Raw genomic sequence first — 22,046 nt, 5'->3', positions numbered from 1 at the left:
ACGGTTGCGGCGCGAAACCAGGAGGCCGACGGATGCCTGTCACCGAACCCGACCCCATGTCACGAACGAAGACCAGCGCCTATGCGATAGGCCTGCCTGCGGCGCTGCTGGCTTTGGTCTTCCTGCCGGCCGGGCGCCTCGACTGGATGCCCGGCTGGATCTTCATCGGCTTCCTCGTCGCCGCCTTCGCGGTCTCGGCCCTGATCCTGCAGCGCGTGAACCCGGCGATCTATCGGGCTCGCAGCCGCTTCCAGCCAGGAACGGAACGCTGGGACCGGATCTTGCTGTTGCTGATGCTGCCGGCGATGGTGGCCGAAGTGCCGCTCGCCACGCTGGATGCCGGCAGGATGTCCTGGTCGAGCGTGCCCCCGGCCTTTATCGTCCTCGGCTACGCGCTTCTCGCCGCCGGCATCGCGATCACCACCTGGGCGCAGGGGGTCAACCGCTTCTTCGAGCCCGGCGTGCGTCTTCAACGCGAACGCGGCCAGCGCGTCATCACCTTCGGCCCCTATGCCTTCGTCCGTCATCCCGGCTATGTCGGCGCGCTGATGATGTTCGCCGGCCTGCCGCCGGCGCTCGGTTCCTGGTGGGCGCTCGTGCCGGCGGCGGTTGCCGGCGCGGTGCTTGTCCTGCGCACGCATTGGGAGGACGCCCTTCTCCAATCCGGGCTGGAGGGCTATGCCGACTATGCGCGCCGCGTCCGGTTCCGGCTCGTTCCGGGCCTCTGGTAGCTCTGCACCGGCGGAGGCGGACGGCGCGTCATGCGCGCGCCGGAACGGCCCCCAGGATCACGGGCGCGATCAGGGAGACGCCGGACAGCAAGAGCAGCACGAAGGCTGCGAAGCGGAGCGTGCGCGCCGAAAGCGCCGGGGGCCAGCGGCGCGCCAGATAGGTCGAAACCAGGACGGCCGGCAGGCCGGCAAGCGCCCATAAAAGCGCGTGATGCTGCCAGTCGCCGGCTGCCGCGACGAGGCCGAGACGGAACACCGAGTTGAGCGCGAAGATCGCCACGAGCGTCTCGCGGACGACCCGATGCGGCAGGGGCTGGCGGTAGAACTGGAAGACCAGCGGCGGCCCGGCGGTGGAGAAGAGCCCGCCCATCAGGCCGCCAAGCGCGCCGAAGAACAGGAAGGCAGGCCCGCCCGACTGCTGCGCCAGCGGCGACGGCCGCCGGATCAGCTGGAGGCTCGACACGATGATGGCGAACCCGAGGATGAGGCGCAGCGCCGACAGCGACGAGGCCGCCAGAAGCGTCAGCACCCCGTAGCCGGCGGCGACCATGGGCAGGGCGCCGGCAAGCGACAGAAGGAACGGTTTCACGACGATATCCCGCCAGCCCCGCGCCAGCACCATCACGGCATTGGCGAGCGTCAGCAGGCTGACGACGATGGCGGCCTCCGGCAGCGGGACAAGGCCCGTCAGCGCCAGGGCGCCCATCAGCAACAGGCCAAAGGCGAAACCCGTCAGGGTCTGCACATAGGCCGCCACGAAGGCGAGCGCGGCGAAGAGGGCAAGTTCGCTCGTGCCGATCATGCCGTGGAACCGGCCGCCAGGGCGAGGGTGCGGAAGGGTTCGAGCCGGTCGAGGTCCGGCACCGTTCCGAGGCCCGGCCCTTGCGGCAGCACGACGACGCCCTTCTCCACCACGGGCCATGCGGGCGCGACCGCGTCGCGCAGCGGATTCGGATTGACGTCGATTTCGAGCAGCCCGTCCCCGCCGGCTGCCGCCAGGACATGCGCCGAGGCGGCAAGGCCGATGCCGGCGCCGAGGAAATGCGGGCAGTAGCGCCGGCCGGCGGCGATTGCGGCCCGGGCCACAGCGCGGCAGCCTGTCGGTCCGCCCCATTTTGCCGCATCGGGCTGGATGACGGAGAGGTGGCCGGCGCCGATTGCCGACCGGAAGGCCCGCAGGCCGGCAAGGTTCTCCCCTCCGGCCAGCGGCGTTGCGGTCAGCCGCGCAAGCTCGCCCCAGACGGCCGGGCCGGCATCCACACGCACGGGCTCCTCCACCCAGCCGAGCCCGAGATCGGCCGTCGCCGACAGGAAGTCTCGCGCCGCTTCCGGAGAAAACGCCTGGTTGGCGTCCGCATGCAGCGTTTCCCCGGGCTGCAGGCTCCCGGCGAGCGCCCGGATCAGCACCAGGTCGCGATCGAAGTCGAAACCGACCTTGACCTTGAAGTCGCGGTAGCCGGCCGCGCGGGATTGCGCCACGACCTTTTCGGCGTCGCGGATATGAATGCCGCTGGCATAGGCGCGCACCGCGCCCGCCGCATCGGGCGACAGCGCCACGGCAAGCGGCACGCCGCGGCGGCGGGCGGCAAGGTCCCAATAGGCCATGTCGAAGCCGGCGATCACCTGCGCATAGGGGCCGGCCTCCCCGGTCTGCAGCACGAGTATGTGCGTTGCCGCGGTCAATTCCTTCCAAAGGTCCGCCGGATCGGGCAGCGGCCTGTCGAGGATGCGCGGCGCGATATCCGAGACGAGCAGGCGGGCGCGATGCTCCGCGCCGCAGGCCGGCCAGTTGCACCAGATCTCCCCCCAGCCGACCAGGCCCGCATCATCCTCCAGCCGCACCAGCACGGCCGGCCGGTCCCTCATCGTGCCGAAGGACGTCGAGACAGGCTTTTCGAGCGGCATACGGAAGACATGCGCCTCAACGGACCTGATCACAGGGGAACGGGTGGACCCTGTCTTGCTCATGGCATCCTCACCCCGCAAGGAAGCCGCCGTCGACGGCATAGACCGTACCGGTGGCATAGCGTGCAGCCGGCATGGTGAGGAAAACCACGGCGCCCGCCACCTCCTCCGGCTGGCCCCAGCGCTTCAGCGCCGTGCGCGCGGCTATCCGGTCGCGATGCGCGATGTCCTTGCGCCCCTCGCTGTTGATCGCCGTCTCGATATAGCCGGGCGCGACGGCGTTGACCCGGATCCCTTCCTCCGCCCAGGCGAGCGCGAGGGCCTTGGTCAGCATCACGACGCCGCCCTTGCTGGCACAATAGGCCGGAAGGCGGGGCAAGGCGGCAAAGGCGTTCATGGAGGCGATGTTGACGATCGAGCCGCGGCTTGCGGCAAGATGCGGGCGAAAGGCCGTGGAGGTCCGGAAGGTGCCGGTCAGGTTGACGTCGAGCACGCGTTGGAAGGTCTCTATCCGGAACTCCTCGTCGCGGGCGAGGATGCCCGCGCAATTGACGAGCGCATCGACCCGCTCGAAGCGGGCGGCGAACGCCGCCACGGCCTCGTCGGAGGTGACGTCCAGGACGTCGAGATCGACGGCCGGAAGGCGCGACAGGGCGGAGCGGTCGAGCGCGGCGCGGTCGTGGCCGGTCGCCACGACCTTCGCGCCGCGGGCGTGGAACAGCGCGGCAATCGCCGAGCCGATATCCCCCGCGCCGCCGACAACGACGACCTGGAAGCCGGGCGGAAAGGCAAAAGGATCCGTGGTCTCGCCCATCAGATGCCTGCCACGGCGACATATTTCAGTTCGAGGAAACCCTCGATGCCATAGGAGGAGCCTTCCCGCCCCATGCCCGACTGCTTGACGCCGCCGAACGGTGCCATCTCGTTGGCCAGCATGCCGGTGTTGACGCCGACCATGCCCGCCTCCAGCGCTTCGGCGACCCGCCAGACGCGGCCGAGGTCACGCGCGTAGAAATAGGAGGCGAGACCGAACTCGCTGTCGTTCGCCATGGCGATGACCTCGTCCTCGTCGCGGAAGGTGATGATGGGGGCGAGCGGCGCGAAGGTCTCCTCCTTCGCCACCTTCATGTCCTGCGTGATGCCGCTCATGACGGTCGGCTCGAAGAAGGTGCCGCCGAGCGCGCTGCGCTTGCCGCCGGCGAGAATCCTGCCGCCCTTGGCGAGCGCGTCGCTGACATGCTCCTCCATCTTGGCGACGGCCCTGTCGTCGATCAGCGGCCCCTGGCTAACGCCCGCCTGCGTGCCGCGGCCGAGCGTGATCGCCGAGACCTTTTCCAGGAGCCTGGCGGTGAACGCCTCCGCGACGGTCTCCTGGACATAGATGCGGTTCGCGCACACGCAGGTCTGGCCGGCATTGCGGAACTTGGAGATCATCGCCCCCTCGACCGCCGCGTCTATGTCGGCGTCGTCGAACACGATGAAGGGCGCGTTGCCGCCAAGCTCCAGCGACAGGCGCTTGATGCCGTCCGCCGCCTCCTTCATCAGCCAGCGCCCGACGCCGGTCGAGCCTGTGAAGGTGATCTTCGCGACCTTCGGATTGTGGCAGAACTCCATGCCGATCGGCCTTGCCTCGCCGGTAATGACGGAAAAAACCCCCGCCGGCACGCCGGCACGCTCCGCCAGAACGGCGAGCGCGAAGGCCGAGAGCGGCGTCTGAGCGGCGGGCTTCAGGATCATGGAGCATCCGGCGGCAAGAGCGGGCCCTGCCTTGCGCGTGATCATCCCGTTCGGGAAGTTCCAGGGCGTGATGGCCGCGCAGACGCCCACGGGCTGCTTGAGCACCATGATGCGCTGGTTGCGGTTCGGGCCGGGAATGATGTCGCCGTCGATGCGCTTGGCCTCTTCCCCGAACCATTCGAGATAAGCGGCATTGGAAAGGATCTCGCCTTTCGCCTCGCCGAGGGGCTTGCCCTGCTCGGCGGTGAGGATCTGGGCGAGGTCTTCCGCATTCTCGACGATGAGCTCGTACCAGCGCCGCAGGACGGCGGCCCGCTCCTTGGCGGACCGCCGTGCCCATTCGGCCTGCGCGAGGGCCGCCGCGTCGATCGCCTGGCGAACCACCTCCACGCCGAGATCCGGGACACGGGCGATGACCGATCCGTCGAACGGGTCCGTGACCGTGATGGTCCTGTCGTCCACCGCGCCCAGCCAGCGGCCGGCCACATAGGCCTTGTCGGTCAGGAGGGACCGGTCCTTCAGGGCCGGCACCGGCTGCGTCGATCGATCGTCCATGGTCGTTCCTTCCGTCAATGGCCCGTGTCAGGCAGCGGCATAGCTCTTGGCGAAGTCGCCTTCATTGTGAATCTCCTGGAAGGCGGGCGCCGGGGGGGTCCAGCGCGGGGCCTTGGCGGCGGTGAGTGCGCTCAGGCGCTCCACCACGGACACGCCTTCCTCCGTAAGCGCTTTGGCGACGGCAGCGGTATCCGGGAAATGCGAGCGGATCGCATTGAGCCAGATGGTGCGGCCCGCCAGGAAACCGCCGGCGCCGGCGGCATAGGCGTAGTCGAGCACGCGTTCGAACTTTTCCGTCGCCGCGCCGCCCGACAGCAGCACCCACGGAATGCCCGCATCGGCGCAGATCCTGCCGATCGCATCGAATTCCCGCTGGGCGGCAAGGGCAGCCGCGCTGCCGTCGCGCGGCGGCAGGCTGTTTGCGGCAAGCGGGCTTTCGAGCTTCAGGAGATCGACGCCGTATTCAGGCTTTGCGAATTCGCGCACGCTCTCGATCACGAGTTCCGGCAGCTTGGTCGGCGATTCGACATAATCCGCCGTATGGCCCGCGGTGCCGAGGAACGGGAACACGAGCAGTTCGAGCACATAGGCGATGTCGTGGCGACGGCAATCCTCGCCGATCTTGCGCACAAACGCCTTCTGGTGCGCGAGAACGTCGGCCGAGGCATCCGGCCGGTACCATGCGAGCACCTTGACCGCATCGCCGCCGAGACGGCGGATCTTCTCGACGCTCCAGTCGGCGATGACCTTGGACTTGCGGCCGCCCTCGGTCTCCTCGGTGCGGTGATCCTCCAGGGTGACGATCAGGCCGCAGTCCGGCGGCAGCACGTCGATGGCGGCGGGAATGGCATAGTTCGGATCGAACAGCATGGAGCTGCAATGCGGGGCGAGATTTTCGACCAGAAGCCGCTTTGCCGTGATCATGTCGGAGAAGGTGACGTCCGACTTGTCGATGCCGCGCGCCGCCGCGAGCGCTTCGAAGAGCGGCGGACGCTGGTCGAGCGCCACCATGCAGAAGTGGCCGTCCTTGTTGGCGAGACGGGCAAGGCCGCGGGTTTTTCCGAGTGTGAGCATGACGTTTCCTTTCAGGATGACTTCAGATCGTCGAGGGAGGGAATGGCGGCACGGCCGCCGGGCCGTGTGCATTTCAGGGCAGCGACCGCGCTGGCGAAGCCGAGTGCATCGGCAATGCCGAGGTTCGCCCCGATCGCAAAGGCATAGGCGCCGTGGAAGACATCGCCGGCGGCCGTGGTGTCGACGGCTTGGACGGCCGGTGCGGGCATGTCGTGCCTGCCGGAACCGTCCTGCCAGACGAGGCCGTCGCCACCGCGGGTGACCGCGACCATGCGGCAGCCGAAGCCCGCCGCCAGCGCCAGCGCCGCGTCCAGGTCCTCTCCGCCGAAGCCGCGCAGGCCCGGCTCGGAGAACACGGCGTGGTCGGTCAACGGAAGCAGGCGTTCGAAGATATCGGCGTCGGCGACGTCACCGTCGAGAACCGTCGGGATGCCGCGGCGCCGCGCCTCGGTGAAAAGCGCCTCCGCCCCCTCCGGCCAGCGCGGATCCGCCAGCACGCAATCGGCAGACAGGCCGGCAAGCGGGAGCCAGGCGGGATCGGCCGGATAGCGGCCGCGGAAATTGACGATCTGCCGCTCGCCGCGCGCATCGACGATGACGCCCGAGACGGACGATGCCCCGCCCTCGAAGAGCCGGAACTGGCCGATATCGACACCTTCGGCCGCAAAGGCCTCCGCCATGAGGCGGCCTGCATCGTCGTCGCCCGCCCTGCCCCAGAAGGAAGCCCGGCCACCAAGCCTTGCGACGGTCACCGCGGCATTCGCCGCCATGCCGCCCGCTTCTGTCAGGTGCTCGCCCGCGCGGATCTTCTCGCTACCGCCGGTGAACGGCGTCTCCACCCGCCAGATGCGGTCGAGCGCGGACAGCCCGAGGCAGACGACCGCCGGGGCGGCCCCTGCCGGCATGATCGGCGGGCGGTTCATCGGATGGCCTTTCCGTCCACGCTGTCGAAGAGATGCGCCTTGCCGGCCTGCGCGACGAGGCCCAGCCTGTCGCCGACCTTCGGCCTGAGCTCGGGATCGACGCGGGCGACGGTCCTCACCCCGGCAAGGTCGAAATGCGTCAGCGTGTCGGAACCGAGCGGCTCCACCAGGTCGATCACGACGGGAAGCACGCCTTCCTCACCGCCGACGGGAACGAAATGCTCCGGCCGGATGCCGAGCACCGCCTCGCTCCTGCCGCCGAGCGCCGCTTTCAGCGCGTCCGGCACGGGGGCGGCCAGATGCGGGGCGCCTTCGAAGACGAAGGCATCGCCCGCGCGCCGGATCGGGAAGAAGTTCATCGCCGGGGAGCCGATGAAGCCGGCGACGAACTGGTTCGCAGGCGTCTCGTAGACCTCCTCCGGCCGGCCGAACTGCTGGATCTCGCCGCCTTTCAGGACCACGATGCGATCCGCCATCGTCATCGCCTCCACCTGGTCGTGGGTGACGAAGATCATCGTGGTCTTCAGCTCCTGCGACAGCGCCTTGATCTCGGTGCGCACCTGGCCGCGCAGCTTGGCGTCGAGATTGGAGAGCGGCTCATCGAACAGGAAGACCTTCGGGTCGCGGACGATCGCCCGCCCCATGGCGACACGCTGGCGCTGGCCGCCGGACAGCGCCTTCGGCTTGCGCTCCAGGAAGGGCTCGATATGCAGGAGGCCCGCCGCACGGCGCACGCGCTGGTCAATCTCCGCCTTGCTCATGCCGCGCAGCTCGAGCGCGAAGGCCATGTTGTCGTAGACGGTCATGTGCGGATAGAGCGCGTAGTCCTGGAAGACCATGGCGATGTCACGCTTGGAGGCCGGCACGTCGTTGACCTTCGTCTCGCCGATGAAGAGCTCGCCCGAGGTGCACGGTTCGAGCCCGGCGATGATGCGCAGGAGCGTGGACTTGCCGCAGCCGGACGGCCCGACGAAGACGACGAACTCCTCGTCGGCGATCTCCAGGTCGAGGCCGGGGATGATGGTGAGCTCGCCGAACTTCTTGGCGATGTTCCTGATCGTGATCGAGGCCATGGTGTCACCCAAACGAGAGGACGGGCTTGATGAGCTTGCCTTCGGCGAAGCGGGCGAAATTCTCCGGCAGGTCGTCGAGACCGAAAGCGGCGTCGACGAGCCGGCGATAGCGCTCCTTGTTGGCGCGCAGCAGTTCGACATTCGGCGCGAAGTCGCCGACCGGGAAATAGAAGGTGCGGATCATGTAGAAGTCCTTGCGGCGGAAGATCTTGCCTTCCTCGATGGTCCAGGGCGCGGCGTTCTCCCCGACCAGCATCAGGGCCCCGCGCGGCAGGACCAGCTCTATGCCGAGATTGCGCGCCACATGCGCGCCGGAGCATTCGAAGATCAGCTTGAAGCGCTTTTCGCGCGCGCCGACGGGATGGGCCTTCGCACCGAAGGAAACGGCGATCGCCAGCCGCTCCTCGTTCGGATCGCTGACATGGATGTCCTCATAGCCAAGGCTCGATAGCGCCAGCACCACGCCGAGCCCGACCGGGCCTGCACCGGTCACGAGGACCGGCACAGACCCTTCGGGAGGAACCAGCGGCATGGCGAAGCGAACGGCGTGGGCGGACGTCCCGATCGTATCGAGCAGCAGCGGCGCGAGGTCGTCCTCGATGTCGTCGGGGACGGGCAACAGGCAGTTTTCCGGAACTGGCACATATTCCGCATAGCCGCCCGGCCGGTTCCAACCGATCAGGCTCGATACTTCCAGGCACATCTGCGTGTCGCCCGCACGGCAGGCATCGCAATGGCCGCAATGCACCGGGATATAGACTGCGCAGCGCTGTCCGTGGCGCGGATGGCCCGGCTGTTCGACGACGCCGAAGATCTCGTGGCCGGCGGTGAACTCCGCCCCCTTGTACCAGAGCTTGAAGTCCGAGCCGCAAAGCGCGGTGCGCAGCACCTTGACCAGTACCTCGCCCTGCCCGACGGGCGGCAGGTCCCGGGTTTCGATGGTGATCCTGCGGTCGCCGTGGAAGACGGAGGCGCGCATGCGGGCATTCTTTCTGTCTGTCATCCTGATCATCCCTTGACGGCACCGAGGGTCAGCCCTGCGACGAGCCAACGCTGGACGAGGATCGCGAGCGCGAGCGGCGGCAGCGCGATGAGCGTGGCGGCCGCCATCAGCGAGCCCCACTGGGTGGAACCTTCGCCGACGAAGTTGAAGGCAGCGGCAATCAGCGTCTTCGTGTCGGAATTCGACAGGATCAGCGAGAAGAGGAAGAAGTTCCACGAGAAGACGAAGGCGAGGATCGAGGCGACCGCGACGCCGGAGCCGACGAGCGGCAGGGCGATCCGCCAAAGAATGCGGGTCACCGAGCAGCCGTCCATCTGCGCCGCCTCGAAGACGCTGCGCGGAATGTTGTCGAAGAAGGGAAGCAGCACCCAGATGACGATCGGCATGGTGATCACCGCGTGGCTGAGGATCAGCGCCGTGTAGGAGCCGATCAGCCCGACCTCGCGGAACATGATGTACCAGGGCAGCAGGAACAGCGTGCCCGGCGCCATCCGCGCGGCAAGCGTCAGGACGGCCGGCCAGGTGATGCGCGACCAGGAGACGGCGAAGGCGGCCGGGATGCCGAAGGCAAGGCCAAGCAGCGTCGAGCCGATGGTCACCACGAAGCTGTTGACCGCATAGGACAGAAACGGCGTCGTCTGCCACAGCGTGACGTAGTTCTCGAAGGTCGGCTGGAAGAACAGCGTCGGCGGATAGGCCGTCACCTCGAAGGACGGCTTGAAGGAGGAAAGCACCATCCAGACGGTCGGCGCCAGGATAAGGATGCCCGCGACGGTCAGCTGCAGCGTGTTCAGCCAGTGGACCCAGCGGGGGCTCGAATGGTCGTTCATCGTCGTCTCCTTACCAGGCGACCGCGTTGCGCAGACGGTTGAGCACGAGCACGGCGGCCAGCACGATGGCCGAGAGCGTGATCATGAGCGCGCTGGCATAGCCGATGTTGAAGAACTCGAAACCGACCCGGAACCCGTAGATGTTGAGCGTGTTCGAGGCATTGCCCGGCCCGCCCTGGGTGGTGATGTAGATGATGTCGAAGAAGCGCAGCAGATCGACGCTCCGCAGCACGGCGGCCGTGACGATGGTCGGCAGCAGCAGCGGCAGGGTGATGCGCCGGAAGATGCGGAACGGAGAGGCGCCGTCGATCTGGGCGGCCTCGTAGACGCTGGGCGGCAAGGACTGCAGCCCGCCGAGAACGATCAGCGCGACATAGGGCGCCCATTGCCAGGTATCGATCAGGGCGATGGTCGGGATCACCCAGGTCGGAGAGGCCAGCCATTCGGAGGCCGGAAGACCGAGCGACACCAGGATGTAGTTGGCCGCGCCCAGCGACGGATCGAGAATGACGAGCCACATCATGCCGGCCACCACGGGCGGCATCATGAAGGGCGAGATCAGGAGCGAACGCAAGAGGCCGGACAAGCGCTTGGAATGAAACAGCAGCATGGCGAGATAGATGCCGGCGACGAGCTGCAGGACCATGGACAGGGCATAGAGCGCGAAGGTGACGTAGAGGCCGTTCCAGAACTCGCCGTCGGCAACGAGCGCCGCATAGTTGGCTCCGCCTGCAAAGCTTGCCTCCCCCGTCGACGAGAACGCGTGGAAGCCGAGCCAGATCGTGTAGACAACCGGAAAGGCGATCATGGCGACGGTGAAGAGGACCGCCGGTGCGGAGAGCGCGGCAAGCTGCCGTCCCTGGCTGTTGGTCGAGCCTGGAATCATTGTCCGGTCCTTCCAGTGGGCGATTGTGTCGGATACCGGGTCCCGCCGAGGCAGGACCCGGCAGATGCGCTACTTGCGGGCGATCAGGCCGTCGAGCGCGCTGTCGGCGGCGGCGCACGCCTCCTCGACCGACCGCTGCCCGAGAAGCACGTCCTGCACGGCCTGGCCGATATAGTCCCGCGATTCCGGATTGGCGATGATGGGGTAGCCGACTTCGGAAGACCCGTCGGACGCCAGCACGCCCAGCGCCGCCTGCCAGCTCGCCCGCACGGGCGCCTCGGCGATCCAGGCCTTGTACTCCTCATCGGCGGCGACGGAGGCGCGCGGCGAGGCGACGCCCTGAAGCGCCAGGCGTTTCTGCATTTCCGGGCTGGAGGCCCACTGCACGAAGTACCAGGCCGCATCCTTCCTGGCGCTGCGGCTGGAAATCGCAAGGCCCCAGCCGATCGCCGTCGGGACGGTTCCCGCCTCGCCGGCCGGCAACGGAATCACATCCGTATCGTTCAGGCGCTCGCCGCCCTCCATGATGGTGCGCAGTTCGTTGGAGGATTCGAAGGCCATCGCCGCGCGGCCGCTGCGATAGAGCGCGGAAATCTGGTAGAAGCTGTAGTTCGCCGCGCCGGGCGGCCCGTATTCGCGCATCAGGTCGCCGTACCAGGCGATGGCCTTCTGGCCCGCCGGGGCGCAGAGCGCCGACTTGCCGTCGACGATGTAGGTGCCGCCCATATTGTGCAGGACGTTGCTGAACGTGTAGGCGATTGCCGGCTTCAGGCCGCGCGAGGCGAAGGGCGTGACGCTGGCGTCGCATGCCTTGATCTTCTCGGCCGCGGCCCGCACGTCGTCGAGCGAAGCCGGCTTGGCAAGGCCGCATTTCTCGAAGATATCCGTCCGGTAGTAGAGCAGCGGGCCTTCGAGGTTGAGCGGGATGCTGGTCAGCTTGCCATCGAATGTCGCAGCCTTCACGAGAGCGGGGCTCACGCCTGAAAAATCGTATTCCGGAGCCACCGAGCCCTGCGTATAGGCCGAAAGGTCGGCATACCAGCCGGAGGCCGCGAACTGCTGCCCTTCGCGGGAGGCGAGGGTCATGAACACATCGATCTCGTCGCTGCCGGAGTTGAGCACGGTGACGAGGCGCTGGCGCATCTGCTGCTCCTGGTAGGAGTCGACCCGCAGGTTGATCCCGGTCAGCGCGGTGAATTCATCCTTGTAGGACAAGACCGCCTGGGACCAGGGATTGTTGTTGGCCAGGAATGAAACCGTTTCACCTTCATGCGCCTTCCAGTCGAAGGCAAAGGCGGAGGTCGCCGTTCCGGCCAGGAGCACGGACAGGACAACAGCAGGGATAGAACGATTTTTCAGCATATCTTCCTCCACAAGGCCGCTCTCCGGCGGCAGACCGAGCGCTTCTCCCGAGCGCAATTTCTATGTAACCGGTTACATATTATGTTGCGGGCATGGCTGTCAACACTCGGCGGGCATGAAAATAATGCTGCATTGCAAGGCTATTTCCGTTTGACATTCACGAGCTGATCGTCACACAACAATGTAACGTTACATGATCCAGGCGGCTGCATGACCAGTGAAAAGGAAAAGACAGGCATCCGGGCGGTCGCGAAGCTTTCGGGCGTCTCGACGGCAACGGTCTCGCGCGCCCTCAACAATCCGCAGAGCGTGAGCGAAGACCTGCGCGCCCGCATCCAGCGGGTGATAGACGAGACCGGCTACGTGCCGCACGGCATGGCACGGGCTTTGTCCAGCAACAGGACGCGCACGATCGGCGCCATCATCCCCACCATCGACAATGCCATGTTCGCCCGCGGGATCGAGTCGCTGCAGAAGTTCCTCTCCTCGCGCGGCTACATGCTCATTCTGTCGACGAACGGCTACGACATCGATGTGGAGCTGGAGCAGGCACGCAACCTGATCAGCCGCGGCGTCGACGGGCTCATCCTGCGCGGCGACTGTCACCATCAGGCGCTGCGCGACCTGCTGGCGGCCCGCGACGTGCCCTTCATCAATGTCGGCATCTACAATCCGAGCCAGCCGCATCCGAGCATCGGCGTCGACAACGAGGCGGCCGCGCACCGCGCCATGATGCATCTCATCGAGATCGGCCACCGCCGCATCGGCGTGGTCAGCGCGCTCCAGCGCAACAACGACCGCGCCAGCGCGCGAATAAGGGGGTTCCGCCGTGCCCTTGCCGAACACGGGCTGGACCTGCCGGAGGCGTGGCACGTCGAGGTGCGCTACACGCTGGACGATGCGCGGGAAGCCGCGCGGCAGATCCTCATGGGATCGAGCGTCCCGACGGCCATCGCCTGCGGCAATGACGTACTCGCTTACGGCGTCATGCTGGAAGCGGAGCGTAGAGGCCTGAAGATCCCCGCCGACCTTTCGGTCGTCGGCTTCGACGACCTCGAATGGAGCCGCCACCTGCGTCCCGCCCTGACGACGCTCCACGTTCCGACGGACCTGACCTGGAAGGGCGCCGGCGAATATATCCTCGCCCGCCTCGACGGCCACAAGGTTCCCACGCACTACGAGGTCGACTACGCGCTTGTCGTGCGCGAATCGACCGCCCCGCCGGCGAGCACCGCATAGGATTGCTGGCGGGAGCCTCCCGTATCCGGCATGTTCCAGAACGCGCGGAAATGTATCGAAACGTAGCGGCCCGACGTCGCCGTGCTTTTCAGGGCAGCACGATCTCGGCGGCAAGCCCGCCGCCTGGACGGTTGGAGAGAGCCGGCAGGACCATATGGCGTGAGGTGGAAAGCCCAGCACATGGCCGGGCTTTCCGTTTTCGCCTCTTACTTCGCGATCGGCGCGTAGCTGCCGTTGCTCCAGCGGTTGATGTCGTAGCTGGCGTCCTTCAGGTCGCCCTTCTCGTCGAAGGTAACGGTTCCGACGACCGTGTCGATCGGCTGGCCGTTCTTCAGCGCTTCGGCAACCTTGGCCGGATCATCCGAGCCGGCGCGCTCGATGCCCTGCGCGAAGGCCTGGATGACGGCATAGGAGAAGAGCGTGAAGCCTTCCGGCTTGAAGCCGCCGGCCTGGATCTTCTCGACGGCCTCCTTCGCCTCGGGCTTGGCCTGCGGATCGGACGGGAAGACGAACATCGTGCCTTCACCGGCGGGACCGGCGACCTGCCAGAATTCCGGCGAGGCGATGGAATCGGGCATGATCAGCTGGAACTTGTAGTCCTGCTCGGCGGCCTGGCGCAGGATGAGGCCCGCCTCCGGGTGATAGCCGCCGAAATAGACGACATCCACCTTGGCATCCTTCAACTTCGTCACAAGCGCGTTATAGTCCTTCTCGCCGGCATTGATGCCTTCGGAAAGCACCTCGTTGAGGCCGTTTGCGTTCATCGTCGTGCGCACCGCGTCGGCGACGCCCTGGCCGTAGGCCGTCTTGTCATGCAGCACCGCGACATTCTTGCCGGCATATTCCTTGGCGATCCAAGGGCCGATGAAAGCGCCCTGTGCGTCGTCACGCGTGTAGAGGCGCATGATGTTCGTCCAGCCCTTGGCGGCGGCATCGTCCGTCATGACCGGGTTCGACGAGGCCGGGCTCATCATCAGCGTGCCGTTTTCGGCATAGACCGCCGAGGCCGGTATGCTGGAGCCGGAGCAGGCATGGCCATCGACGAACCGGATGCCGCTTGCGGCAATGCGGTTGGCGACGGAGACGGCCTGCTTCGGATCGCACTGGTCGTCCTCGAACTGCAGCTTGATCTGGCGTCCCATCACGCCGCCCTTGGCGTTGATGGCATCGGCCGCCGCCTGCGCGCCCTGCTTGAACTGGTCGCCGATCGTGGCGAGCGGACCGGTCAATGGACCGGCGACGGCGAAGGTGAGGTCTTCCGCCTGCGCGGCGGTGCCCATGAGCAGGCCGAGCGCCGTGCCGAGGATCAGGATTTTTCGCATTGTCTCAACTCCCTTTTGTGCCCGCACCAGCGCGGGTCGCTCCTTCCAGAAATGAAGTTTTATGCTTGCAGAAAGAGTGGCTGGCATTCGAACCACTCCCAGAGGTAGGCGGCAAGCCCCCTGTCGACATGGATGCGCAGCGTTTCGGCGTCGGCGTGCCGGTATACCGTGCCCATCACCCCGCCGAACGGCATCGCAGCACAGGGTCCCGGATTGTCCGGATCGATCGTCGTCGCCCGGGCGAGGAGATCGCGGATGCCCTCTCCCTTCGCCTCGAAGACACGCAAGGCGGAATCGACGGTCGAGACCGCATAGCCCTCCTCATGCCATCCGTCGGGCAGATCGGCGAATGAAAGCCCGATGACGAGCAGCCGGTCGCGGGCAACACGCACCGCATAGCGCGCGCCGAGGGCAAGCCCAAGCGCGCCGACGTCCTTACCGAGGCCGTAGCGGGCGAGAAAGCGCCCGGCATCGCCGCTGACGAGACGCTGCGTCACCCCCATGATCGCCCCGACCTCGATGGTCCGGCCCTTCAGGCGGGCGTTCGCCCAATCCGGCTCGGGCCGCCATTTGCACGCGACATCAAGCATGGAGACGCGCTCCTTCCTCGTCGAAAGCACAGGACGGGACGATGCGCGCTTGCCTCACGTCTCTGAGGTGCTGCAGCTCGATGATGTCGCCCATGCGGGAAAGGCCACGTTCAATCAGCCCGAGCGCGATCGGCTTTCGCAGCGCCGGGCTGAAATAGCTGGACGTGACATAGCCGAGGCTGCGCGTGGCACCGGCCTTGCGCTCGATGCCGTGCGCCCCCGTCGGCAGCACGCCCTTGCCGTCAACCGCTTCGAGCCCGACGAACTGGCGGCGGTCCGGTCCGGCCGCATCCTCCGTGATCAGCGAGCGACGGCCGATAAACGCGACCTTCTTGCGCTCCAGCGGCGCGGTCAGGCCGAAATCGATCGGGCGGCTCGTGCCGTCCGTATCCTTGCCGATGACAATGTAACCCTTTTCCGCGCGAAGGATCATCAGGGCCTCAAGGCCGAGCAGCGTCGCGCCGCACGCCTCGCCCGCCTGCCGCAGCCGTGCCCAGAGCGCCCGGGCCCGGTCGGCCGGTACGGAGATTTCGTAGGAGCGCTCGCCGGTGAAGCTGACGCGGGCGATCCGCACCGCAATGCCGTCGAACAGGCCGGACACCACGGCCATATGCGGCAATGCCGCATCGTCGAGCGCGATGGAAAGGCCAACGCTTTCGACAAGCGCCCGCGCCCTCGGGCCTGTGACGGTCAGCGTTGCCATCCCGGCCGTCACATTGTGGATGAAGACGCGCCGCTTGTCGAAACGGTCCTGCCGCCATTCCTCCAGAAGACCGTGCACGCCCGCCACATGCGAAGACGAGCAGGAGACGACGAAGCGGTTCTCGTCGAGCCGCATCAGCACGCCGTCGTCATAGATGTTGCCCGCCTCCGTGAGGATGAAGCCGTAGCGGCAGCGTCCAGGCGCCAGCGTCGACATGGTGTTGTAATAGATGAAATCGAGGAATGGCGCGGCATCCGGACCCATCACATCGATCTTGCCGAGCGGGGAACCGTCGAAGAGCGCGACGCCCTCGCGCGCGGCCTGCGCTTCCGCCTGGATGCGCTCCTCCGGTGCACCGGCGCCATAGAAGGCCGGGCGCAACCAGCCGCCATATTCACGGAACATCGCGCCATCGGCCCGGTGCTGTGCTTCCAGCGGCAGGCGGCGGATCGGGTTCATGCGCGTGCCGGAGCGGGCACCGGCGAAAGAGGCGAGCGGCACCGGCGTGAAGGGCGGGCGATAGGTCGTCGTACCGACCTCGGGAATGCGGCGCCCGGTGAGCTCTGCCATCAGCGCAAGTCCGTTGACGTTCGAGGTCTTGCCCTGATCGGTCGCCATGCCGAGCGTGGTGTAGCGCTTGAGATGTTCGACGGAGACAAAGTTCTCCCGCACGGCCAGTTCCACGTCCTTGGCCGTGACATCGTTCTGGAGGTCGATCCAGACCCGCTCCCTTGCACCGGGCTTCGGCCAGGCTGCAACGATGCGGAAGTCCCGCTCCGACCCTCCCGCAAGCTCGGCCGGAAGGCCGAAATTGCCCGCGGCAGCGCCGACCACCTCCACGCCGTCGACCGACCGGCCGGGAACGAAGGCGAGGATATCGTCGCGCCAGTCGAGCTTGCCCTGCGCCTGGCAATAGAGATGCACTGTCGGCGTGAAGCCGCCGGAGGCGAGCAGCGCGTCTGCTTCCAGCACCGTGCCGTCGGAAAGCTTGACGGCGGTCACGGCGCTGCGGCCGACCGCGGTCGCGACGGCTAGGCCCTTCAGCACGCGCAGCCCGGCGGGCGATGCGGCATCGGCGCGATAGTCGACGACGGTGACATCCGCACCGGCCGCCGCCAAGGCTTCCGCCGTCTCATAGGCAAGCCCGTTGTTCGCCGCGATGACGACCTTGCGGCCCGCGGCAACGCCAAAGCGGCGGAGGTAGACCAACGCGGCCTCGGCGGACATGACACCCGGCAGGTCGTTGTTGCCGAAGGGCAGCGGCCGTTCGATGGCACCGGCGGCAAGGACGATCGACCTGGCACGGATGCGCCACAACCGGTCCGGCGCGCCGTCCGCGGCTTTCTGGTGGAGGCCGACGAGACGGTGGTCGTAGATGCCGAAAGCCGTGGTCCCGGTCAGGACACGCAAGCCGGCCCGTTCCAGCTCCGCGGCGACGTCCGCCGCCCATTCGGCGCCGGGTTTTCCCTCAATGACTGCCGCCCGGAAAAGCAGGCTGCCGCCGACCTGCCGGCCATCGTCGCAGAGCACGACACGTTTGCCGGCGCGGGCCGCCTTGCGCGCGGCAAGCAGGCCGGAAGGCCCTGCGCCGACCACCAGCACATCACAATGCTGGTTCACCTGCTCCGCGAAGGCAGGTCCTTTCGTCGCCTCATCCAATGTTCCGAGGCCGGCCATCTCCCGGATCCGCGGCTCGAAGAGATGCCAGTCCGGGAACATGAAGGTCTTGTAGTAGAAGGCGGCCGGGATGAAGCGCGAAAAGGCGTCGAGGAAGGCATGGCGATCCTTCTCCGCGTTCGGCTCGGCATTGACGCTGCGCACGACAAGGCCGTCGGCTGCAGGCACCTGCGTGGCGCGCGTGTTCGGCAGGCCGCCGGCAATGTCGACCAGCGCGTTCGGCTCCTCGACGCCCGCGCCCCAGAGGCCCCGCGGCCGATGATACTTGAAGCTGCGGGCGAGTACGGAAACGCCGCCGGCAAGCAGCGCCGAGGCGACCGTGTCGCCGGCAAAACCGTCGATCGCCTTGCCGTCGAAGGTGAAGGCGAGAGGACGTGACCGGTCGATGGCCGTGCCGCCTTCAGTGCGCCATGCCGTCATTGCCGCCTCCTTTCCCGAGCGCGACGGACTGCGCCACGCGGTGGTTCACGGTGTCGCGCTCCATGCGGAAGACCTCGCCGCAGGCCATATGCATCCAGATTTCGCTTGCCGCCCCGCGCCGGTTGTTACGCTCGTAGAGATAAGCCGCCCATACGCCGTCCGTCACATCGCGAAATCCTTCCGGGCGATGGTTGCCGGCGTCACCCCCGAAATGGAACTCGCTCTCGCTTCTCGGACCGCAGAAGGGGCATGGGAAAAGCTGCATGGAGACCTCCTAGTGGGCGATGCCGGAGCCGGCGGTCTCGTCGATCAACCGCCCGCGCGCAAAACGGTCGAGATCGAAGGGGCGGCTGATATCGTGGTGCTTGCCGGTCGCCAGCAGATGGGCGAGCAGCGTGCCGCCGGCGGGAATGGCCTTGAAGCCGCCCGTTCCCCAGCCGCAGTTGAGGAAAAGGCCCGGCAGCGGGCTTTCCCCGAGGATCGGCGAGGAGTCCGGTGTCACGTCGACGATGCCGGCCCATTGCCGCATCAGCCGAAGCTGGCGGAAGGACGGGAACATTTCGAGAAGGCCGGCGACGACGCCTTCCAGCACCGGCAGGTTGCCGCGCTGGCCATAGGAGGGAACGCGGTCGAGCGCTCCGCCGATGACGAGCTCACCCTTGTCCGACTGGCTGGCATAGGTGCCCGTGCCGGGCGACAGCACGACAGTATCGAGCACCGGCTTGATCGGCTCGGAAACGCAGGCCTGCAGGGCGTAGGAGGTGATCGGCAGGCGGAAGCCGGCCTTGGCGGCGAGATGGGAGGAATGGCCGGCGACGACCATGCCCGTCCGCTCGGCGCGGATCTCGCCGCGGCTGGTCTTCACGCCGCGGCAGCGTCCGCCCTCGATCAGGAAGTCCTCCACCTCGCAGGACTGGATGATATCGACGCCCAGCCGGTCGGCAGCGCGGGCATAGCCCCAGGCGACCGCATCGTGCCGTGCCGTGCCGGCCCTTCCCTGCCAGACGCCACCGAACACCGGATACCGCGCCTCCGGCGAGACATTGAGGAGCGGCAGGACGCGGCGAACATCCTCGGGGCCGAAGAGTTCGGCATCCGTGCCGTTGATCTGCATGGCATTGACGGTCCGCGCCGCCATTTCCATCTCGGCCTCGCTGTGGGCGAGCGTGACGATGCCGCGCTGGGAGAGCATGATGTTGTAGTTGAGGTCCCGGCCGAGCGTCTCGTAGAGGCGGAGCGCCAGATCGTAGAGCGCCGTGCTCTCGGGGAAGAAGTAGTTGGAACGCACGACGGTCGTGTTGCGCCCGGTATTGCCGCCCCCGAGCCAGCCCTTCTCGATGACCGCGATGTTGCGGATATCGTGCACCTTGGCAAGGTAGTAGGCCGTCGCCAGGCCATGGCCGCCGCCGCCGATGACGAGGATGTCGTAGCGCGGCTTCGGCTCGGGCGAGCGCCAGGCGGGCTGCCAGCCCTTCTGGCCCCTGAGGCCCTCCTTGAGAAGGGAGAAGGCGGAATAGTGCCGCGTCATCGCGCCGTCCTCCTGCGCGTGCCCGCGCCGCGGTGAAATGGCAAAGCTGAATGCTGCTTCATGCGCCGCCCATGAATGGAGGAACCCGCCGAACAGTCACATTGCGCCCGTTCGGGACCATCCGTATTCCTTCTGGACATTAATGTCCAGAAAATTGCATGGAAACACACTGAATGTTGGAGAACCTGCGAGGTTACCCTTTAAATTTCAGGAATTCCAGAACGTACAGATATGCCCATTACTCAGCCATCCGGCTGAACACGCCGCATCAATGTCTCGAATGCCTCGACCTCGTCGTCGGTGGCGTGACGGCCGGTGAAGCCGAGGAGATAGGGGCGCAGGAGGCGCAGCCGCATTTCCCGGTCGTCGCGCATGCCGAGCGTGAAGTGGCCGATCTGCGTGAAATAGAGAATCCGCGCGCGGATGAAGGCCTCCGCCTCCGGATAGTCGTAGCGCAGGAACATGCGCGTGATCGCATCGACGCGCTGGTCATCCGCCTGGTCGACAACGCCGCGCACGGCAGCGTCCACCTGCCCCCAGGACCGCACCGCCGCATCGAGACGCGGATCGAACAGGGCCGGATCCACCCAGCATTCGAAGATGTGGCATACGGCCTTCGTCACGGTCGGTGCGGGACGAAGGGCGCGCTCGATGATCGGGCTCGTATTCTTGCAAAGCCAATGGTCGAGCAGCTCGCGGTGCAGGTCCTGAAGGTCGGCAAAGAACCAGTAGAAACTGGAGCGCGACACCGCGAGCGCCTTGGCCATGACCTGGATCTTCACATTGGCGATGCCCTCTTCGACAAGCGCGGCGATGCCCGCCTCGATCCAGGCCTCCCGCGTCATGCGACCCGTGGGCTGCCTTGAAGAACCGTGTTTCGCCCGAAGGGGTTTCATCGCACTCACTTGCGCTCCAAAGGCGGACTTGCTCGTCACCGATCTTGAAAATGATCATGTGGCTGAAAGAGAGGCCGATCGCAAGCGCCGCAACGACGCGAGGCGAGGCCGCGGCCCGCGAGAGCCACCGGCGCCTGCCTTCGAGCGGACGGAATTCAGGCGTCCCTCCGCGACCACGCGTCGCGAACAGCCCACTTTCCTTCCTCACCAGCGATACGTCAAAGTCGCCGTGACGGAGCGATCCGGCCCGTAGTAGCAAACCTCGCCCGCGCAGTTCGAGACGAATTCCTTGCCGAGAAGATTGCTGGCATTCACGTTGAGGACCCACGATCCTGCCCATGGAACCCCCTCTACGCTGCAAATACGTGGGAGCGTCGCGCCCGCCGCCACCGGCGGGGCCCGCATCCCCTCACAGCCAAGGACGTCGCGGCATTTCCGATCTTGCAGCGGGACGCTCAAAAAAGATGACTTGCCGGCTCGATTGAAGCCGGCGCCCATCGGAGGATCGTAACAAGCGGCAGACGAATGGCGCGGACCGGCAGCCCGGCCTTGCCGAAAGCGGGTGCTCTATCGGGAGATTCCGGAAAGGAAGGCGGCCAGCGTTCCGGCGAGGAATGGCGAGACATAACCCCCTTCCTGAACGATGACGGTCGGGATCCGTAGATCCGCAATGTCCTCCGCGATGCGGGCGAAGTCCTCGTCGTTCACCGTCATGCAGGCGAAAGGATCGTTCACGGACGCATCGAGGCCGAGGGCAAGGACCAGGAAGTCGGCGCCGAACCGTCGGACTTCGTCACAGGCCGCCCGCACCGCCACCCGGTACGCCGCGCCGTCGCTGCCGAGCGGAAGGAGGAAATTGCGGTTCCTTCCCACCCCCGCGCCGGTCCCGGCCTCGTCGGCATAGCCGGCATAGTAGGGATAGAGATATGCAGGATCGCCATGCACCGACAGCGTCAGCACGTCACCGCGATCGTAGAACATCGTCTGCGTCCCGTTGCCGTGGTGCACATCGATGTCGAGGATCGCGACGCGCCGCCCCGCCAGGACCGCCCGTTCGGCGGCAAGGGCGGAATTGTTGAGGTAGCAGAAGCCGCCGGCCTTGTCGCGATAGGCATGGTGGCCAGGCGGCCGGCACAGGGCGTAGATCATGCCTTCGCCTTCAAGCACGCGCGCCGCGGCATCGAGCGCCGTCAGCGCGCTCGCCCGGGCGGCCTGCCAGGTTCCTTCCACCAGAACGCAGCCCGCATCGGCCTGGTAGAAGCCGGCGCGGCCGAGAAGATCGTCGGGACGCCGGTTCATGTAGATGTTCGGATGGATGCTGGACCGCAGCTCCGGGCCATTGCCCGGGATTGCGCGCCAGGCGGCAAAGCCGTTCTCGAGGAAATCGAGGTAGCCGACATCATGCAACGCACGGATCAGGCCCTCATCGTCGCCGGCGGGCGCGACGACATCGATACCGGCCAGCGCCAACCCCTCGCGCAGCAGCGCTATGCGCTCGGGAACCTCGAGATTGGGTTTCAGCACGCCGCCCGCAATGCGCGTCAGCGGCCGGTGCAGCGCCTGCCGTTCGTCATGGATCGCCAGCACGATGG

At 66.8% G+C, this 22,046-nt stretch carries 20 protein-coding genes; 2 read left to right on the top strand and 18 right to left on the bottom strand.

Annotated elements, in window-relative coordinates:
* The first annotated feature begins 32 nt into the window (after window positions 1–32).
* On the top strand, window positions 33–731 hold the full coding sequence (locus MUU56_RS05410; protein WP_244766289.1) for a methyltransferase family protein: 699 nt from the start codon (window positions 33–35) through the stop codon (window positions 729–731).
* A 28-nt stretch (window positions 732–759) separates the two neighbouring features.
* Here MUU56_RS05410 and MUU56_RS05405 read toward each other — a convergent pair whose 3' ends face one another.
* The 11 genes from MUU56_RS05405 to MUU56_RS05355 form a co-directional block, all read right to left on the bottom strand.
* The gene (locus tag MUU56_RS05405; protein ID WP_244766288.1) at window positions 760–1,533 is read right to left on the bottom strand and encodes a TSUP family transporter; all 774 of its coding nucleotides are present in this window, start codon (window positions 1,531–1,533) and stop codon (window positions 760–762) included.
* Window positions 1,530–2,699, bottom strand: a complete 1,170-nt coding sequence (locus MUU56_RS05400; protein ID WP_244766287.1) for a mandelate racemase/muconate lactonizing enzyme family protein — start codon at window positions 2,697–2,699, stop codon at window positions 1,530–1,532. Before MUU56_RS05400 ends, MUU56_RS05405 begins: the two co-directional genes overlap by 4 nt.
* Before the next feature lie 7 nt (window positions 2,700–2,706).
* The gene (locus MUU56_RS05395) at window positions 2,707–3,450 is read right to left on the bottom strand and encodes an SDR family NAD(P)-dependent oxidoreductase (protein WP_244766286.1); all 744 of its coding nucleotides are present in this window, start codon (window positions 3,448–3,450) and stop codon (window positions 2,707–2,709) included.
* Window positions 3,450–4,928: an NAD-dependent succinate-semialdehyde dehydrogenase gene (locus MUU56_RS05390; RefSeq protein ID WP_244766285.1), complete on the bottom strand. Its 1,479-nt coding sequence runs from the start codon at window positions 4,926–4,928 to the stop codon at window positions 3,450–3,452. The genes MUU56_RS05395 and MUU56_RS05390 overlap by 1 nt, the downstream gene beginning before the upstream one ends.
* A 27-nt stretch (window positions 4,929–4,955) precedes the next feature.
* Entirely contained in the window at window positions 4,956–6,002 is a 1,047-nt protein-coding gene (locus tag MUU56_RS05385; RefSeq protein ID WP_244766284.1) for a tagatose 1,6-diphosphate aldolase, read from the bottom strand.
* Window positions 6,003–6,013: 11 nt separating this feature from the next.
* Window positions 6,014–6,925: a sugar kinase gene (locus tag MUU56_RS05380; protein WP_244766283.1), complete on the bottom strand. Its 912-nt coding sequence runs from the start codon at window positions 6,923–6,925 to the stop codon at window positions 6,014–6,016.
* Window positions 6,922–7,998, bottom strand: a complete 1,077-nt coding sequence (locus MUU56_RS05375) for an ABC transporter ATP-binding protein (protein ID WP_244766282.1) — start codon at window positions 7,996–7,998, stop codon at window positions 6,922–6,924. The genes MUU56_RS05380 and MUU56_RS05375 overlap by 4 nt, the downstream gene beginning before the upstream one ends.
* Window positions 7,999–8,002: 4 nt before the next feature.
* Window positions 8,003–9,001, bottom strand: a complete 999-nt coding sequence (locus tag MUU56_RS05370; protein ID WP_244766281.1) for an alcohol dehydrogenase catalytic domain-containing protein — start codon at window positions 8,999–9,001, stop codon at window positions 8,003–8,005.
* 5 nt (window positions 9,002–9,006) lie between these two features.
* On the bottom strand, window positions 9,007–9,831 hold the full coding sequence (locus MUU56_RS05365; RefSeq protein WP_064333952.1) for a carbohydrate ABC transporter permease: 825 nt from the start codon (window positions 9,829–9,831) through the stop codon (window positions 9,007–9,009).
* Between the two features lie 10 nt (window positions 9,832–9,841).
* Window positions 9,842–10,717, bottom strand: coding sequence for a carbohydrate ABC transporter permease (locus MUU56_RS05360; RefSeq protein WP_244766280.1), 876 nt, complete (start codon window positions 10,715–10,717; stop codon window positions 9,842–9,844).
* Between the two features lie 69 nt (window positions 10,718–10,786).
* Entirely contained in the window at window positions 10,787–12,079 is a 1,293-nt protein-coding gene (locus MUU56_RS05355; RefSeq protein ID WP_244766279.1) for an ABC transporter substrate-binding protein, read from the bottom strand.
* 210 nt (window positions 12,080–12,289) lie between these two features.
* Between MUU56_RS05355 and MUU56_RS05350 the strand changes: the two genes are divergently transcribed.
* The gene (locus MUU56_RS05350; protein WP_244766278.1) at window positions 12,290–13,318 is read left to right on the top strand and encodes a LacI family DNA-binding transcriptional regulator; all 1,029 of its coding nucleotides are present in this window, start codon (window positions 12,290–12,292) and stop codon (window positions 13,316–13,318) included.
* A 206-nt stretch (window positions 13,319–13,524) separates the two neighbouring features.
* On the opposite strand, the gene MUU56_RS05345 is transcribed toward MUU56_RS05350, so the two are convergent.
* From MUU56_RS05345 to MUU56_RS05315, 7 genes are all read right to left on the bottom strand, one after another.
* Window positions 13,525–14,640 carry an ABC transporter substrate-binding protein gene (locus MUU56_RS05345; protein WP_244766277.1) on the bottom strand — a complete coding sequence of 372 codons (1,116 nt, stop codon included), beginning with the start codon at window positions 14,638–14,640 and terminating at the stop codon, window positions 13,525–13,527.
* A gap of 59 nt (window positions 14,641–14,699) precedes the next feature.
* A complete protein-coding gene (locus MUU56_RS05340; RefSeq protein ID WP_244766276.1) occupies window positions 14,700–15,230 on the bottom strand; it encodes a sarcosine oxidase subunit gamma family protein in 531 nt (176 codons plus the stop codon).
* Window positions 15,223–18,030 (bottom strand): 2Fe-2S iron-sulfur cluster-binding protein, encoded by a 2,808-nt coding sequence (locus MUU56_RS05335; protein ID WP_244766275.1) that lies wholly within the window; start codon window positions 18,028–18,030, stop codon window positions 15,223–15,225. Before MUU56_RS05335 ends, MUU56_RS05340 begins: the two co-directional genes overlap by 8 nt.
* Entirely contained in the window at window positions 18,011–18,295 is a 285-nt protein-coding gene (locus MUU56_RS05330) for a sarcosine oxidase subunit delta (protein WP_244766274.1), read from the bottom strand. Before MUU56_RS05330 ends, MUU56_RS05335 begins: the two co-directional genes overlap by 20 nt.
* A 9-nt stretch (window positions 18,296–18,304) precedes the next feature.
* The gene (locus tag MUU56_RS05325; protein ID WP_244766273.1) at window positions 18,305–19,558 is read right to left on the bottom strand and encodes a sarcosine oxidase subunit beta family protein; all 1,254 of its coding nucleotides are present in this window, start codon (window positions 19,556–19,558) and stop codon (window positions 18,305–18,307) included.
* A gap of 242 nt (window positions 19,559–19,800) precedes the next feature.
* Window positions 19,801–20,403, bottom strand: a complete 603-nt coding sequence (locus MUU56_RS05320) for a TetR/AcrR family transcriptional regulator (protein ID WP_244766272.1) — start codon at window positions 20,401–20,403, stop codon at window positions 19,801–19,803.
* Between the two features lie 618 nt (window positions 20,404–21,021).
* Window positions 21,022–22,041, bottom strand: a complete 1,020-nt coding sequence (locus MUU56_RS05315; protein WP_244766271.1) for a histone deacetylase family protein — start codon at window positions 22,039–22,041, stop codon at window positions 21,022–21,024.
* Window positions 22,042–22,046: the final 5 nt, after the last annotated feature.

Source organism: Shinella yambaruensis (genome assembly GCF_022899355.1).
In the GTDB taxonomy this organism is placed as follows: Bacteria; Pseudomonadota; Alphaproteobacteria; order Rhizobiales; family Rhizobiaceae; genus Shinella; species Shinella yambaruensis.
This window is presented reverse-complemented; position numbering and strand designations above follow the sequence as displayed.

Bases quoted from the DNA above. Each gene is read 5' to 3' on its own strand.
- MUU56_RS05410 (WP_244766289.1), top strand. From the start codon at position 33: ATGCCTGTCACCGAACCCGACCCCATGTCACGAACGAAGACCAGCGCC.
- MUU56_RS05405 (WP_244766288.1), bottom strand. From the start codon at position 1,533: ATGATCGGCACGAGCGAACTTGCCCTCTTCGCCGCGCTCGCCTTCGTG.
- MUU56_RS05400 (WP_244766287.1), bottom strand. From the start codon at position 2,699: ATGAGCAAGACAGGGTCCACCCGTTCCCCTGTGATCAGGTCCGTTGAG.
- MUU56_RS05395 (WP_244766286.1), bottom strand. From the start codon at position 3,450: ATGGGCGAGACCACGGATCCTTTTGCCTTTCCGCCCGGCTTCCAGGTC.
- MUU56_RS05390 (WP_244766285.1), bottom strand. From the start codon at position 4,928: ATGGACGATCGATCGACGCAGCCGGTGCCGGCCCTGAAGGACCGGTCC.
- MUU56_RS05385 (WP_244766284.1), bottom strand. From the start codon at position 6,002: ATGCTCACACTCGGAAAAACCCGCGGCCTTGCCCGTCTCGCCAACAAG.
- MUU56_RS05380 (WP_244766283.1), bottom strand. From the start codon at position 6,925: ATGAACCGCCCGCCGATCATGCCGGCAGGGGCCGCCCCGGCGGTCGTC.
- MUU56_RS05375 (WP_244766282.1), bottom strand. From the start codon at position 7,998: ATGGCCTCGATCACGATCAGGAACATCGCCAAGAAGTTCGGCGAGCTC.
- MUU56_RS05370 (WP_244766281.1), bottom strand. From the start codon at position 9,001: ATGACAGACAGAAAGAATGCCCGCATGCGCGCCTCCGTCTTCCACGGC.
- MUU56_RS05365 (WP_064333952.1), bottom strand. From the start codon at position 9,831: ATGAACGACCATTCGAGCCCCCGCTGGGTCCACTGGCTGAACACGCTG.
- MUU56_RS05360 (WP_244766280.1), bottom strand. From the start codon at position 10,717: ATGATTCCAGGCTCGACCAACAGCCAGGGACGGCAGCTTGCCGCGCTC.
- MUU56_RS05355 (WP_244766279.1), bottom strand. From the start codon at position 12,079: ATGCTGAAAAATCGTTCTATCCCTGCTGTTGTCCTGTCCGTGCTCCTG.
- MUU56_RS05350 (WP_244766278.1), top strand. From the start codon at position 12,290: ATGACCAGTGAAAAGGAAAAGACAGGCATCCGGGCGGTCGCGAAGCTT.
- MUU56_RS05345 (WP_244766277.1), bottom strand. From the start codon at position 14,640: ATGCGAAAAATCCTGATCCTCGGCACGGCGCTCGGCCTGCTCATGGGC.
- MUU56_RS05340 (WP_244766276.1), bottom strand. From the start codon at position 15,230: ATGCTTGATGTCGCGTGCAAATGGCGGCCCGAGCCGGATTGGGCGAAC.
- MUU56_RS05335 (WP_244766275.1), bottom strand. From the start codon at position 18,030: ATGACGGCATGGCGCACTGAAGGCGGCACGGCCATCGACCGGTCACGT.
- MUU56_RS05330 (WP_244766274.1), bottom strand. From the start codon at position 18,295: ATGCAGCTTTTCCCATGCCCCTTCTGCGGTCCGAGAAGCGAGAGCGAG.
- MUU56_RS05325 (WP_244766273.1), bottom strand. From the start codon at position 19,558: ATGACGCGGCACTATTCCGCCTTCTCCCTTCTCAAGGAGGGCCTCAGG.
- MUU56_RS05320 (WP_244766272.1), bottom strand. From the start codon at position 20,403: ATGACGCGGGAGGCCTGGATCGAGGCGGGCATCGCCGCGCTTGTCGAA.